The following is a 14,716-nucleotide window of genomic DNA, read 5'->3' as shown; positions in this document are numbered from 1 at the left end:
ACCAAAGGGAGCAAGTGATGACACGCCGACAAACACCCATGTCTGCAGTAGATCGCTCGTGGCTACGCATGGAATGCCCCGAGAACCCCATGATGATTTCAGCGGTGCTGGTGTTTGATCAGCCCATTGCCCTCAAGCGCCTCAAGCGAACGCTCGACGAACGCTTTCTCACCTTCCGGCGCTTTCGACAGCGCGTCGTCACCGAAGGCGACCGCACGTACTGGCAGGACGACCCACTCTTTCATATCGACAACCATATTCACGTTCTTGCCCTTCCCGGCGATGGAGGCAAACAGGAGCTGCAAACACTGACCAGCGACCTGACCAGCACCTCGCTGGATTTCCGGCGCCCGCTCTGGCAAATCCACTATATCGAGAACTATCAGGGTGGCTGTGCCCTGCTGGTTCGCATCCATCACTGCATTGCTGACGGCATTTCACTGGTGCGTGTGCTGCTTTCGCTGACCGACAACTCGCCGGAACCGAGACTCAGCCGGGTATCGACATCCAGCCAATCCAAGACCCATGCACCTCAAGGTCTACGACAGCTCGCCAGCCGGGCTTTGCATAATGGACAAACCGCCATCGACCAGGCAGGCCTGTTTCTGAAGTCCATCCGCAACGAGCCGGGCTACCCGTTCAAACTGGCCACTACCGCGGGCAACATCGCCGTCGACCTGCTCAAGCTGGGCCTCTCCCCGGCGGAACCAGACACCTGCCTGAAAACACCCCTGAGCGGTCGCAAGCATGTCGCCTGGGCCGACCCGCTGAGTCTCGCCGAAGTGAAGGTGTGCGCCAGAGCCCTGCGCGGCACCGCCAACGATGTGCTGCTGTGTGCCGCCGCCGGCGCGTTGCAACGGCATTTTTTAGCCACCGGCGAGGCCACGCCGGAATGCGGTGTTCGCGTTGCCGTACCGTTTAACCTGCGCCCGATGCGACAGCCGATCGAAACCCTGGGCAACCAGTTCGGGCTAGTGCTGGTCACCCTGCCCGTGGAGGAGACCGATCCGATCATGCGGTTCCGCCAGGTTCAGGAAAACATGAACCGCCTCAAACGCTCCTATCAGGCTCAGGTAACCTACAGCCTGCTGGACCTGTTCGGGCGCGGCCCGGATGTCCTTGAGCGGCGGGCGCTCTCCATGCTCAGCAATAAGGCCTCTGCGGTACTCACTAACGTGCCGGGCCCAAAAGAACCTGTATATTTGGCGGGAGCAAAGCTCACCCAGCCCATGTTCTGGGTGCCCCAAAGCGGCAATATCGGCATCGGTTTGAGCATATTCAGCTACGCCGGCACGGTGCAATTCGGCATCACCATCGACAAGAACATCAAGGCCGACCCGGCCAGTGTGATGGGGCATTTCCGCGACAGCTTTGCCGAACTCCTGGACGCCGCGCTGCACAACAGCGAACAGAACACCGCCCGGGCCGCCAGTTGATAGGTACAACTGACCACCCGACACCACAAAACAAAACCAGGAAAACCTTGAAGTTGGCGGAAGCAGCCACATATACTGTCGGTAAGGGGACGACATGGCTTCGACGCCGGTGGCGAACCCTTGGGTGCATGTCGAGATGGCAGCCAATCTCGTTAATCCAAAGCTGCAACGCAATAGTCGCAAACGACGAAAACTACGCACTAGCAGCGTAAGCTGCTAGTCGTCCTGACCGGGTCGCCCGTAGCCCGGAAGCAACATCTCAGGACGTCATCGCTTACGGGATGCTCCGTTTTCCAGAGTTCACTGGCTAACGGCTAAGATCTAAAGAACTCGGTTCTTGCACCCTGGCTCTCGGGTCGCTTGAACTTAAATCAATAGAGAGACGCTAAACATGTAGACCTCAAGGCTGAGTACTGGCGGACGCGGGTTCAATTCCCGCCGTCTCCACCAACCAACCGAAAAAAGCCCCTGATTTCAGGGGCTTTTTTCGTTATCAGACTCCCGAACTTCCACAGGCTTGGTTGTCTGCCCATCTTCAACCACAGGCTCACCGGTCACCGACCGCACCAGCCTTCCCATGTAGCGCAGCGTGAAGAAGTTCAGGGCACTCAGGGCTATGGCAATCTCAAGGTGGTGGTACGCAACAGCCACACCGATCGCGCCACAGTTCCAGATACTCGCGGCGGTGGCGGTGCCGATTACGCGGCTGTCGTCCTTGAGGATGGCGCCGCCGCCAATGAAACCGATGCCGGTGACAATGCCTTGCAGTACGCGGCCCTGTTCGCCCGGGGAGTCGATGACGGCTCGACCAACAAGCATGAAGCCACATGAAACCACGGCCACCAGCGGGAAGGTTCTCAGGCCGATCCTGGGCCCCTGCTCTTCCCGGTCGAAACCGATAGGGAACGCCAGCAGGTAGGCAATGGCCATCAACAGCAGGTGGTTGAGGGTGAGCATCCAGTCAACGTTGAGCAAGTCTGCCATGGGGATTTCCGGGTTCTGAAGTTTTTGTTATCGCTGGATCGAGATTAGTCCTGGTCTGCAAAGGCTTCAATCATTTCCGCTGCGGTTCGGTCGCAATCGCTGTTTTCCGATTATCGAGAATGGTAGGTTTTAAAGGCCGGATTTGGCAGACGTTACCCTGATTCGAGGAAGAGCCCTATCTATGCGCAATAATGGCGATCCTACCAACATGCAACAACTGCTGGAGCAGATTCGCGAGTCGGCGGCCGGAGCCGGGCGAGTGTCGGTGAACGATATCCTGAATGGCGTGGGGGAACGTTCGTTCGGGCCCGTGGTGCTCGTAGCAGGGCTGATCACCCTGGCGCCGTTGATCGGTGACATTCCCGGCGTTCCAACCATTCTGGGGCTGGTGGTTCTGCTGACGCTGGGGCAACTGTTGTTCCACAGACGCACCATCTGGATGCCGTCCTGGATTTCCCAGCGTTCCGTGCCCCAGGACAAGCTCTTGAAGGGACTGGACTGGCTGCAAAAACCGGCTCGTTTTCTGGATCGTTGGACAGGGCCGCGCCTGGTGTTTCTGGCGGACGGGCCAGGGCTCTATGTGATGGCCATTATCTGCATGCTGGTGGCTCTGGCCATGCCGGCGATGGAGGTGGTGCCCTTCAGCGCCAATGGTGGCGGCGCTGCGTTGACGGCCTTCGGGCTGGCAATCGTAGCGAGGGACGGGTTGTTGGCAATTGTAGCAACGTCGCTCACGCTGGTGACCGGCTGGTTTGTGGTTACCGGGCTGGCGGGGTAATACTAGAGGCGTAAAAAGGAGCCGTCCGTTGGCCCAAAGATGCAGTGGAGCAGGAGCTCCTTTAGTCGCTTTCAGGGACTAACACATCTTCAGTACACCAGATCAATATGACAGTTCTATGACGCCGGGTTATCACCCACGCCCATGAAGCTCTTCAAAAAATACGCGGGTACGCTCAGTGATTTCGTCCAGTTTGGCGTCCCACGTGCGCTTGTAGCTTTTGAAGGTATCGTCACTCAGGCGCGAGATACGCGCTCCCGCCTCAGCTAACGCACGAGAACTGTCGGCAAAGGCGTCGAAATCCGGCTCATCCAGCCTGTCGCTGCTTCGATTGAGGTCCGCCGCGGTTCGCTGTAAGACACTTCGATCTCTCTCAGGCGCCCGCTGGTTGTCTTCCAACGCCTCTTCGATGGATTCCTCCAACTCTTCCATCAGCCCCTGCAGGGCTTGGCCGTACTCTTCCATGGCCTGCTCTGCCCGGCGCTGGGCCTGATCGGAATACGCCTCGAATTCGCGGGCAATGGCGTCCATCTGGCGAGAGAGATCGTCGGAGGACTGTCCGAAACTGGCCGTCAAGCGCTCGCCCAGCCGGTTCATTTCTCCGATCAAACCTGCAAACGGAGACGGATTCATGATCGCCTCGCCGGTGCGGTCGTAATCCACCAGCCAGTCGCCACTCTGTTCCACAAGGTAGGTATTCACTTCCCGGCGCTCGCCGGGGACGCCGTTCTCAGCGGGCAGGCGGGTTACGATCGTAGCTTCGCGATCGTCGATGACCACCCGACCGAAATCAGGCACGGTGCCAGACCAGTCCCGGGCGTAGCCATCGAAGGCAGAGGGGGCGGCAAGCGTCGATAGATCGGCAACGGTATCCGCGTCTTTCTCGGACAGGGCCTGCCAGAATTCAGCGGCCACTTCCTGGGGCGTTTCCGGCTTGCTGCATCCAGCGACCACCACGGCCGCCAGCGCTAGTGCCACCACTCTGAACCACGAGTAACTCATTCGCCCATCCTCAATCAATGTTCAATACTGGGCGAATAATACTACAGGCATTAGAGGTTACAGGTCAGATTTACCAATTCTTCATCAAACACACGGCGGTTTTCGCTGTAGTCCACGGGCACATCGATCAGGTGCACACCCCCCGAGGTCAGTGCGTTTTTCAGCGTCGGCCGCAGGTCTTCGGTACGGGTGATTCTATGGCCAGTGGCACCATAGGCATCGGCGTATTTGACGAAGTCCGGGTTGTTGTAATCCAGCCCGAAGTTCTGAAAGCCTTCCTGGGCCTGCTTCCATTTGATCATGCCGTAGGCATTGTCGTTGATGATCAGTATCACCAGGTTCAGCTTCAGCCGCACAGCGGTTTCCAGCTCCTGGCTATTCATCATGAAGCCACCGTCGCCGCACACCGCCATCACCTTGAGGTGTGGATAGAGCATGGCCGCCATCATGGCACTGGGCAGGCCGGCGCCCATGGAAGCCAGGGCATTGTCGAGCAGCACAGTGTTGTTATCGTAGGCCGGATAATTGCGGGCAAACCAGAGTTTGTACATGCCATTGTCCAGCGCGATGATGCCGTCGTCGGGCATGACCTGGCGTACGTCGTTGACGATTCGCTGGGGAATAACCGGGAAACGGCCATCGTCCGCCTTGTCGGCCATATGGCTGTCCACGGAAGCTTTCACTTCCATAAACCGGCTGAAGTCGTGTGAAGAGCACTGGCCGCATTTCTCGGCCAGGTACTCCACGCTGTTGGCAATGTCGCCCACCACCTCGTGCTGGGGGAAGTAAACCGGGTCCACGTCAGCAGCGCTGAAGTTCACATGGATAACCTGTTTGCCGCCGGGATGCATGAAAAACGGCGGTTTCTCAACCACATCGTGCCCGACGTTGATCACCAGGTCAGCGTGATCAATGGCGCAGTGCACAAAATCGCCGGCCGAGAGCGCCGCATTACCCAGGTAACGGGGGTGGCGCTCATCCACCACGCCCTTGCCCATCTGGGTGGTGAAGAAGGGAATGCCAGTCACGTTCACCAGGTGGATCAGGGCCTGGGAAACCCGTTTGCGATTAGCACCGGCGCCAATCATGATCAGCGGATACCTGGCTTTGCTGATCATGTCACAGGCAGTGTCCAGGCTCTTGGTACTGGCAGTGGGCCGACGGGCATCACTGGGCTGGAAGATATGGGTATCGCTCTCTGCCACCTCGGAGGCGATGTCTTCCGGTAATTCGAGATGAACCGCACCGGGGCGCTCTTCCGAAGCCAACCGGAAGGCTTCTCTCACCTTGGCGGGGATGGTGTTGGCGTTGCTGATCTGGCGGGTGTACTTGGTAAGTGGCCGCATCAGGTCCACCACATCCAGGATCTGGAACAGCCCCTGTTTGGACGATTTAATGGGCTTCTGCCCGGAAATCATCATCATTGGCATGCCGCCGAGCTGGGCATAGGCAGCGGCGGTTACCAGGTTGGTGGCCCCAGGGCCGAGGGTCGACAGGCAAACGCCCACACGGCCTGTCAGGCGCCCGTAGGTCGCGGCCATAAAGCCGGCTGCCTGCTCGTGACGATTGAGCACCAGCTCAATGCTGGATTCGCGCAGGGCCTCAAGGAGATCCAGGTTTTCTTCACCCGGTACCGCGAAGATGTACCGAACACCTTCGTTTTCCAGGGCACGAACAAACAGCTCGGCGCCGTTGCGGCGGGTAGTGGCCTCAGCGGTCATCATCTCTCCCGTTCTGGCTTGGTTGGGTCTACTTTTCCTGCGGAGGTTCGGCCTGCAATGCCTCAGCCGGCAACCGGTCTCGGCCCCAACTGCGGTGAACGCGGCTGATCACCCGCTCCAATTCCTCCTCGCCCACGTCTGCGGGTTCACCGCGTTCAAGGGGGTCGAAGTGAAAAATGTACAGCCGCGAGGCGAACTGTTCAAAGGGCAAGGATGCCTCACCGAACCGCTCCCCTTTCCTGGAGGTACTGACCACCACATCGTCGCCCCAATTCTGACCACTGTCGTTGTTGGGGTTGAAGAAATACACCCGCATGACCTCTTCCGGGTCCAGAGTCACACGGAGGATGGTAATCGCGTGCCAGCCGATGAATCTTGCGGCACTGTCGGTAACCGCTACGCCAGCCGGTTGCGGATGGATCAGCGGCTGGTTGCCATTATAGTAAGGGTGGTAGCTGGCATAGAAATGTCGCAGGAAGGTGTCCAGGTCTTCCAGGTGACCGGTTGCAACATCCACGTTTATGCGGAATCCACGGCCGGCGGACCAACCATGGAACTCGGGGTTAACCCACTGGTGGGGGTCGCCCTGGCGGTCCGTACACAGGCGCCCCATTTCCGCATAAATCCGGTCAAGGTGCGGTACTACCACCAGCGAAACCGGATCCAGGTCGAGCGTTACTTCGGAGGCCACGCCACCCTGGCTGCCGGAGGAAGATACCGGGCGACCCTCGAAATGCATGATGATTTCGTTGTCGCGGGCGGCCCAGGCCACCATCTGCAACAGATAGTCCGGATCGTTGTAGGCCCACATGGACAGCGCCCGTGCAGATTGGCAGGTAGGGTTGTTTCCCTGCCCCACGCCAAGGGGCTGGCCCAGCATGTTGAGCACACCCTGCAACAGCCATGCCTTCGGCTGTGGCTGGTAACCATATGCCAATCGGATACGCTCCCGGGCGTGCGGGCAGATGGAGAGCCTGGCCTGGCGCCACAGCGCGGGTGCAAGTGGCGGTTGATAGAGAATGCCTCGCTCCAGCATCAACGCAAGGCCATAAAGACCTTGGGCTGTTTCCGGATAGACGCCTTCATTGATCAACTCATGCACCAGATCCTTGTAGCAGAGCAGGCAATCGCGGCCGGTACTGGACAGGCCCAGGGCTTCAGTCAATAGCGCATCCTGACTCTCCAGGATGTGGCGGACAAACGTGGCGTGATACGGCGACACCAATCCGGTGTCGTGCATGGAACGGGCAAAACCGGTCGCCTCACTTTGCAGGGCCACGGCGTCCATGGACTGCAGCCGTTCCTGGTAAACAGGAATGCCAGGATCTTCGCGGCACGCCTGTGTTGGCCCGTAAAGGCTCGAAATCAGACGCTCCGCACCCTGACCCGCACCACCGAGATCCACATTGGGATCAATGCGGCACAGTGCAATCTGGGTAATCATCTGCCGTACGCTGCTGACCTGGATCGGTCGTTGCTGCAATATGCGCCAGATCTCTTCAATCAGTTGATCGATGACATGCTCATAGCCGATCTGGGTGGCAACATGCTGTACCACCGCGCGGCTGACCAGTGCCAGCTTGCCCTGCTCCCGCTCGGCTTCGCCTGCTTCACCAAACAGCATGTTCAGGTTGATGGCCAATACCTGGGTCAGGTAGTGATGCGCCTGTTCCGCCGACATCGACTCATGCAGGTATTCACCGCGCGCGACCGCCAGCAAACGCAGTTCGCTGAGCCCTTCGATGATGACCGTATCGGCCTGTGGGCTTTGCAAGGAAAAGGTGGTCAACGATGGCAATAGAATGGAGGGGTCTGCCCAGTCTGTTCCCAGGAACACGCCGGCTTTCTCAAGCCGTTCGGCTCGCTGTTCAATTGCAAGGCAGCCCTCCGGCTGCAGAAGCACCCGTCGCACGATGTCGAACAACCGGGGTAACTTGCCAAGTTTGGCAAAATCGCGGCTCTCATCGAGAGCCGCGATGGCATCGTCCAGTCGCTGAACCAGCTTATCGAAATTGACGACAGGTGCCGGGTTTCCAGCGTCGGAGTTGCTCAAACTGTGTTCCTCAGAGTCTGAATCAGACCCATTGTTGTTAATTCCTTACGGAATTATACATAGAAATCCAGTTCTTCCTGATGTTTCAGTAAATCCCGCATTACATAAGGGTCTTCACCGAAGAAGTAAACCAGGCCCCAATGTGTGCCAAAGGCAGTACGCTTGGTAACTGTTTCTTCCAACGGCGGCGTGAGCTCGTGGGACTCGAAGTAATCGTGGTTCTCGGTCTCTTCCGGCATTTCCAATTGGCTGACCACCCGGCGGCGCGGATAAACGCCGAAACAGCCGGCATAGCCCTTGGCATCCACCACCTCTTTGGGGAAGAACGCCTTTACCTCTTCTGCCGTGGTTTTCGGGTCAAAGGTCATGATCAGTGCCTGATAGGCGTTAAAGCCGTAGGCACGCTCAAGCAGCTCGAACACCTTGAAGCCTGGCGGCCGATACGCCACCTCTCCGAAGTACATGGTACTGTCGCTGGTCACGAAGTACTCTGGGTGAATAAACCCGAACTCGATATCGAACGTTTTGATCAGCTTTTCGATCTCGCGGGTGATCTGTTCCCGGTACTTCTCCAGGTCCGGCGTGGCCGGCACAAACACCGAGTAACCCAGGGTCACATACTCCGAGATGTTCAGGAATGCGATCTTGCCGTTGTGAATCCAGGCTTCGACGGCAAATTCCCAACCGTCCAGATGGGATTCCATCAGCACCGGGAATTCTTCCTCGGGAATGGTGTCCACTTCGTCCGGGGTACGAATCACCCGGTGGCCCAGACAACCGGCTTTGTCGAATGCTTTGAGGTGAATCGGATCGTTGGGGTCACCGTCCAACTTCAAGAGGGTCTGGTTGACGCGCTTGAGGAAACGGATAACGTCGTCTCGGTCATGGGCTTCCTCGAAGATCCCAACGCGAATGCCGCCCAGCTGCGCGCGGCGCTTCATCAGGGCCTTGTCCCGTAACAACATGGACTGGCCGAACAGCTTTGGCTGATCCATCAGAACCGAGTTGATAGCGCCGGCCCATTCCACGGTTTCCTCAAACAATGGGATAGCCACATTAACGCCCATCTCTTTGAGTGTCTGAGCAATCTCAACTGACCGGTCGTTCAGGCGCTCGAAGTTCCAAGGTACATAGGGAATATCATGTTCCTTGCAGTAAGCCTCCGCCCAATCCGGCGCAACCACCACATATCGTCGATCAAATTTATCGGCAGCTTCCACCGCGTTCAGGCTCCATCCCAGGAGTGCGATATAGCCTTTATTCGGATCGAATTCTTGCTCGCTCATGTTCGTTCTCCTTGGTGGTGTTTCCTTATAACCTAACGTTTCAGGCGCAAATCGCAACCGGGCCCGGCGCCCAGAAAACAAAAAGCGCCGGCAGCCCCAGCTTTTAAGCCAGGACTACCAGCGCTTCCGCCAGTGTTAGATCGTTTGGGAATATCAGCTCAATTTCAGGGTTGAGAGCGTTCGTTCCCGCACTCTATTGAGTAATTGCTCATCGTCTACCAGCGACTGACCGTAGGAAGGCACCATCACTTTCATGCGTTCCTGCCATTCCGAAGACTCCATACGTTCCGGGAAACAACGTTGGATCACATCGATCATGGCCTGGACAGCCGTCGAAGCCCCCGGCGATGCACCCAGCAAAGCGGCCAGGGTGCCGTCCTTCGCCGCCACAATTTCGGTACCGAATTCCAGCTTACCGCCACCTTCCGGCGACTTCTTGATGATCTGCACGCGCTGGCCGGCGTCCTGCAGGCGCCAGTCCTCTTCGCGGGCATCCGGGAAGTAATTGCGCAGGGAAGCCACACGGTCGCTGTGAGACTGGAATACCTCACCAATCAGGTAGCGGGTCAGGTCCATGTTGGTGCGGCTCACCGACAACATGGGACGAAGATTCGCTGAGCGGACCGATCCGAACAGATCGAATACCGAACCCTGCTTGAGGAACCGTGTGGTGAAGCCAGCAAACGGGCCGAATAGAAGCGCGGGTTCACCGTTGATAATACGGGTATCCAGATGCGGAACCGACATCGGCGGTGCGCCGATTGGCGCCTTTCCGTACACCTTGGAGTGATGTTGCTGGACGATTTCCGGCTTCTGGCAAACCAGCCACTGACCGCTGACCGGGAAACCACCGTAGCCTTTGGATTCGTCGATGTTGGACTTCTGCAACATCGGCAAGGCGCCGCCACCGGCGCCCAGGAAGACAAACCCAGCCTCAAGCTTCGTCAGCTCTCCGGTTTTCTGGTTCTTCACCCGTACCTTCCAGCGACCATTGTCGCGCTTGGCCAGGTAATGCACGGGGCTGCTTAACATCAGTTCAAAGTTCGGCGTGGTTTCTAGGAACTCCACCATGCTGCGGGTGAGAGAGCCAAAGTCCACGTCTGAACCGTGCTTGATACGCGTGGCGGCCACTCTCTGCATCGGGTCGCGGTTGTTCACCACCAGCGGCATCCACTCTTCCAGATCCCGCGGGGATTCGGTGTACTCCATTTCCCGGAACAAATGGTGGGCGCTGAGCTTTTCGTGGCGACGCTTGAGGAACTTCACACCATCCTCGCCCCATACAAAGCTCTGGTGAGGAGTTCGGTTGATGAAGCTTTTGGGTTCCGGCAGCATCCCCTGCTCAACCAGATGAGACCAGAACTGCAACGATACTTCGAACGAGGCATTGATCTTCAACGCCCGCTCGATAGCAACATCGCCATCGTCGGTTTCGGGGGTGTAATTGAGTTCGCAGTAGCCGGCATGCCCGGTCCCTGCATTGTTCCATCCATCGGTGCTTTCATGGGCGACGTGATCAAGACGTTCAACCATGACGATGTCCAGGGAAGGATCAAGCTGCCTGAGCATCATGCCGAGGGTGGCGCTCATGACGCCCCCGCCGACCAGCACCACATCTGCCTGTCTAACGGCCATTGGTTATCACCCTAGCTAGTTTAAAGCCTGTTGCCCGCCCACGATCAGCAGAGGGGCTTGGAAATTGTGGCGCGATTATCCCGTTTTTTGATCGGATAATAAATTGCGAATATCAACTGACTCGTGGTCGGGCCCGCCTGGGGCTGGTTGCGCCAACATATCTGACAAGGGCCAACGTCCTGATTTATTTACCAACGGTGGCCGTGTGTAGGTCAAACGTTTAAAATGCGCTCGCCGGGCGCTCTTTGTTACATTCTCGCGTCTGTGCTCAACGATATCACCGCCACTTTAGTCTCATACCGTGCGGCTTACACCAACAGGGCATCCTTTATGCTATTGGCAATCGCAGCAATCATCGCTGGCCTGGTTTTACTGGTCTGGAGCGCAGACCGCTTCATTGAAGGCGCGGCAGCCACCGCCAAACACCTCGGTATGCCATCGCTGCTGATTGGTATGGTGATTATCGGATTCGGCACCTCTGCGCCTGAACTGGCAGTGTCAGCCATGGCCGCACTCGATGGCAATCCCGGGTTGGCCCTGGGCAACGCTTACGGTTCGAACATCACCAACATCGCCGTGATCGTTGGTGTGACTGCGGTGATTGCACCAATTGCCGTGCACTCCCAGGTAATACGCAAGGAACTCCCGCTACTACTGGTACTGACGGCCATCGCCGGTTACCAGTTGATTGATGGCAACCTGACCCGGCTCGATGGCTGGGTACTGCTTGGTGTGTTCGCAGCCGTCATGGGCTGGTCCATCTATCAAGGCATCCAGGGCAAGGGGGACTCACTGATCGGCGAGACCGACTCCGAGCTAGTTGCCCACCCGATGCCGCTGAAAATAGCCGTGATGTGGCTGGTTGTAGGCTTGGTACTTTTGCTGGTGAGCTCGCGCATGCTGGTCTGGGGCGCGGTGTTTATTGCCCAGAGCCTCGGCGTCAGTGACCTGATCATCGGGCTGACAATCGTTGCCATCGGCACCTCTCTGCCGGAACTGGCTTCTGCGTTGGCGGCCGTCAAGAAAAACGAACACGACCTGATACTCGGCAACATCGTGGGGTCTGGTATTTTCAACACTCTGGCCGTGGTTGGCCTGGCTGCGACCATTGAGCCCCTGGCCGTGGATATGGAAGTGCTTTACCGCGACTGGACCCTGATGACAGCCCTCACCATCGGGCTTCTGCTGATGAGCTTTGGGCTGACGGGTAAGTCCCGGACCATCGGGCGACCGGACGGCGTGCTGTTGTTGCTGGTGTACGTTTGCTACACCAGCTATCTGGTGTCGACAGTCATCCGCTAACCAGGCCGGTCAGGCCTGGTTCTCCCTGAACACCATCGCCACTGAATTCAGGCAGTAACGCTGGCCGGTTGGCGGCGGGCCATCCGGAAACACGTGCCCAAGGTGGCTGTCACAACGCGGGCAACGGATCTCCGTGCGAGCCATGCCCATGCTGTTGTCTTCAATGTAACGGATGTGGTCGGTGTCAAAAGGCTGGAAAAAGCTCGGCCAACCGGTACCGGAATCGAACTTGGAATCGGAACTGAACAGCGGCAACTCGCACAACCGGCAGTAATAGGCACCTGCGTTCTTGTTGTCCAGCAAGGTGCCGCAAAATGGCCGCTCGGTGCCATGATCCAGCAACACGCGGCGCTCCTCGTCCGTCAGGCCCGCGGCCTTTTCGTCCACTTGTTGTGGTGTCAGCGGGGTCAGGTCATAACCTGCAGCAGAAACGCTCATAGCAGCCTCCTCAGGCAATGTTGTTGTCGGTGTAACCGGGCTTGAGCTGGTCACCGAACGTGTCCACAAGCTTTTCAATCTTTGGTGCCGCAACAGCCGTGATGTAGGGCTGGTATGGATTCCGTGCGGCAAAATTCTGGTGATAGTCTTCCGCCGGATAAAAAGCCTCCAACGGCTCCAGGGTTGTCACCAGAGGATTATCATAAACGCCCGCCGAGTTCAGTTGGCGAATGTAGGCTTCCGCCACCTGTTTCTGTTCGTCATTCTCGTAAAAAACGGCGGAACGGTACTGGGTACCACGGTCGTTTCCCTGCCGGTTAAGCTGGGTTGGGTCGTGGGCCACCGAGAAAAACACCTTCAGGATATCCCCGAAGCTGACGGTCTGCGGGTCGTAATGAACATCGACCACTTCGGCGTGGCCGGTCTGGCCGCCGCACACCGCCTCATAGTTGGCGGTTTCCGCTGTGCCCCCGGCATAGCCGGATTCCACCCGGCTGACACCGTTCACCGCCAGAAAAACGGCTTCCACACACCAGAAACAGCCACCCCCAAGCACAACCCTTTGCTCGCGGTTATCGCCGGTTGGCAAATCGCTTTCAGGCTCCGGAAAGCGGCTTTTCGGTACGTTCAAGCCCGGAATCGTGCAGGATGTGGACATAATCAGCCTCTGCTTCTGGATTATTACCGTTCATTTAGTTTCCCAATGTCCAAGTGTGGCCTCCCTGGTTGGTTTTAGCTACCCCCACTTTGGGGGCATCAGAAAACCAGCAAGCCCACCAGCGCACTGCCGGGTGCCAGTATCCAGACCGGTACTTTCCATATCGACAGGGAAACCCAGGCCAGCAGGACAAACGCAACGCTCCCTGCATTGTGTACGGCAGAGGTCCACACCGGATCATACAGCGCCGCCAGCAGAAGCCCGACAACGCCGGCATTCACCCCAGCCAGGGCCGCCCGTGCAACCGAATGGCTGCGAATGTATGACCACAGGGGTAGACCGGCAAATACCAGCAGGGTTCCCGGCAGAAAAACAGCGACCACAGCCACGGCAGCACCGGTCCACCCACTCTCGACACCGCCCAAAAACGCTGAGAAAGTGAAGAGTGGTCCGGGCATGGCCTGTGCGACGCCGTAACCGGCCAGGAAGGTATCCGCCGACAGGTGTCCGGGCGCCACAAACCCCTCCTGCAGCCAGGGCAACACCACATGACCACCCCCGAACACCAGGGCCCCCGCGCGATAGAGCTCAGACCAGATCCAGGCCAGGGAGCCGGATGCCAGGGGAACGAATGCCATCAACAGCAGCACTGAAAATGCCACCAGGAACATCATAGGCCGCCGGGTCTGAACCGGTATGGTCAATGACTCTTCCACGCGCTTTTGCGGCAGTTGCATTGCAGCACCGACAGCGCCGGCTGCGAGCAGGACAAGTATCTGCATCCAGGCTGCGCCCGCCATCAGCAGAACAACCGCGACCACCACGGCAATCGAAAGGCGCGGAGCATCCGGGCACAGGGTTTTGCCCATCTGCCAAACCGCCTGGGCAACCACGGCGACCACAAATAACTTAAGGCCGGTTATCCAGCCACCCTGCCCGGCATCCGGCCAGAGGCCAAGGCCGAGTGCAAACAGCGTCATCAACAATGCCGACGGCAGGGTAAAGCCAAGCCAGGCCGCTGCTGCGCCTCGATAGCCGCGCTGAAGGAACCCCAGGGTCAATCCCACCTGGCTGGAAGCAGGGCCGGGTAACAGCTGGCACAGTGCCACCACCTCGCCATAGGCCGCGTCCGACAACCAACGCCGGCGCTTTACGAATTCGTCATGGAAGAATCCCAGATGGGCCGCCGGACCACCGAAAGACGTCAGGCCCAAACGCAGAAATAATAGAAAAATGTGCCAGGCTGGCAGGGCCCCGGCATACGTCTCCCTGGTGAAGCTATCCTTGGTCATGGAACACTCTGATCGTGGCAACGTGTGTTAAGAAAGATGAACATTATGACGCTTCGGTTGCATCACTCCCAGTCCAGACCATAATGAAGGGACGGGTTGACCGGATCGTGACAGGTAACGTTTCCAACAAC

At 58.1% G+C, this 14,716-nt stretch carries 12 protein-coding genes and 1 other RNA gene; 4 read left to right on the top strand and 9 right to left on the bottom strand.

All coding sequences use genetic code 11. The features are described 5' to 3' along the window. Nucleotides 1-17: 17 nt before the first annotated feature. Both ACTRWH_RS07705 and ssrA read left to right on the top strand, forming a co-directional pair. Nucleotides 18-1,436: a wax ester/triacylglycerol synthase family O-acyltransferase gene (locus ACTRWH_RS07705; RefSeq protein WP_169052543.1), complete on the top strand. Its 1,419-nt coding sequence runs from the start codon at nt 18-20 to the stop codon at nt 1,434-1,436. An 85-nt stretch (nt 1,437-1,521) separates the two neighbouring features. Further along, nucleotides 1,522-1,886, top strand: a transfer-messenger RNA (tmRNA) gene (ssrA, locus tag ACTRWH_RS07700). A 24-nt stretch (nt 1,887-1,910) separates the two neighbouring features. Here the strand turns inward: ssrA and ACTRWH_RS07695 are convergent. Continuing rightward, nucleotides 1,911-2,420 carry an MgtC/SapB family protein gene (locus tag ACTRWH_RS07695; RefSeq protein ID WP_036212145.1) on the bottom strand — a complete coding sequence of 170 codons (510 nt, stop codon included), beginning with the start codon at nt 2,418-2,420 and terminating at the stop codon, nt 1,911-1,913. Nucleotides 2,421-2,601: 181 nt separating this feature from the next. Between ACTRWH_RS07695 and ACTRWH_RS07690 the strand changes: the two genes are divergently transcribed. Next, entirely contained in the window at nt 2,602-3,198 is a 597-nt protein-coding gene (locus ACTRWH_RS07690) for an exopolysaccharide biosynthesis protein (protein ID WP_041335274.1), read from the top strand. 132 nt (nt 3,199-3,330) lie between these two features. On the opposite strand, the gene ACTRWH_RS07685 is transcribed toward ACTRWH_RS07690, so the two are convergent. The 5 genes from ACTRWH_RS07685 to mqo all read right to left on the bottom strand — a co-directional run bounded on the left by ACTRWH_RS07685 (nt 3,331) and on the right by mqo (nt 10,895). Then, nucleotides 3,331-4,200: a hypothetical protein gene (locus tag ACTRWH_RS07685; protein ID WP_036212141.1), complete on the bottom strand. Its 870-nt coding sequence runs from the start codon at nt 4,198-4,200 to the stop codon at nt 3,331-3,333. Nucleotides 4,201-4,250: 50 nt separating this feature from the next. Beyond that, nucleotides 4,251-5,921 (bottom strand): acetolactate synthase large subunit, encoded by a 1,671-nt coding sequence (locus ACTRWH_RS07680; protein ID WP_075194484.1) that lies wholly within the window; start codon nt 5,919-5,921, stop codon nt 4,251-4,253. Between the two features lie 28 nt (nt 5,922-5,949). After that, on the bottom strand, nt 5,950-7,974 hold the full coding sequence (locus ACTRWH_RS07675) for a hypothetical protein (protein ID WP_075194306.1): 2,025 nt from the start codon (nt 7,972-7,974) through the stop codon (nt 5,950-5,952). A gap of 53 nt (nt 7,975-8,027) precedes the next feature. Beyond that, nucleotides 8,028-9,260, bottom strand: coding sequence for an ATP-grasp domain-containing protein (locus ACTRWH_RS07670; RefSeq protein ID WP_007153140.1), 1,233 nt, complete (start codon nt 9,258-9,260; stop codon nt 8,028-8,030). Nucleotides 9,261-9,413: 153 nt separating this feature from the next. Next, a complete protein-coding gene (gene mqo / locus ACTRWH_RS07665) occupies nt 9,414-10,895 on the bottom strand; it encodes a malate dehydrogenase (quinone) (RefSeq protein ID WP_075194305.1) in 1,482 nt (493 codons plus the stop codon). Between the two features lie 330 nt (nt 10,896-11,225). Between mqo and ACTRWH_RS07660 the strand changes: the two genes are divergently transcribed. Beyond that, on the top strand, nt 11,226-12,197 hold the full coding sequence (locus tag ACTRWH_RS07660) for a calcium/sodium antiporter (RefSeq protein WP_177190622.1): 972 nt from the start codon (nt 11,226-11,228) through the stop codon (nt 12,195-12,197). Nucleotides 12,198-12,206: 9 nt separating this feature from the next. Here ACTRWH_RS07660 and msrB read toward each other — a convergent pair whose 3' ends face one another. The 3 genes from msrB to chrA all read right to left on the bottom strand — a co-directional run bounded on the left by msrB (nt 12,207) and on the right by chrA (nt 14,585). Further along, nucleotides 12,207-12,635, bottom strand: a complete 429-nt coding sequence (gene msrB / locus ACTRWH_RS07655; protein ID WP_041335269.1) for a peptide-methionine (R)-S-oxide reductase MsrB — start codon at nt 12,633-12,635, stop codon at nt 12,207-12,209. 10 nt (nt 12,636-12,645) lie between these two features. Further along, complete coding sequence (gene msrA / locus ACTRWH_RS07650) at nt 12,646-13,293, bottom strand: peptide-methionine (S)-S-oxide reductase MsrA (RefSeq protein ID WP_075194304.1); 648 nt, start codon at nt 13,291-13,293, stop codon at nt 12,646-12,648. A gap of 98 nt (nt 13,294-13,391) precedes the next feature. Next, nucleotides 13,392-14,585, bottom strand: coding sequence for a chromate efflux transporter (gene chrA, locus ACTRWH_RS07645; RefSeq protein WP_085678982.1), 1,194 nt, complete (start codon nt 14,583-14,585; stop codon nt 13,392-13,394). Between the last annotated feature and the right edge of the window lie 131 nt (nt 14,586-14,716).

The sequence above is a fragment of the Marinobacter sp. G5_S1_61_S3 genome (assembly GCF_054968585.1).
Note: the sequence above shows the minus strand (reverse complement) of the source record. Positions and strands in the feature narration are given on the sequence as shown.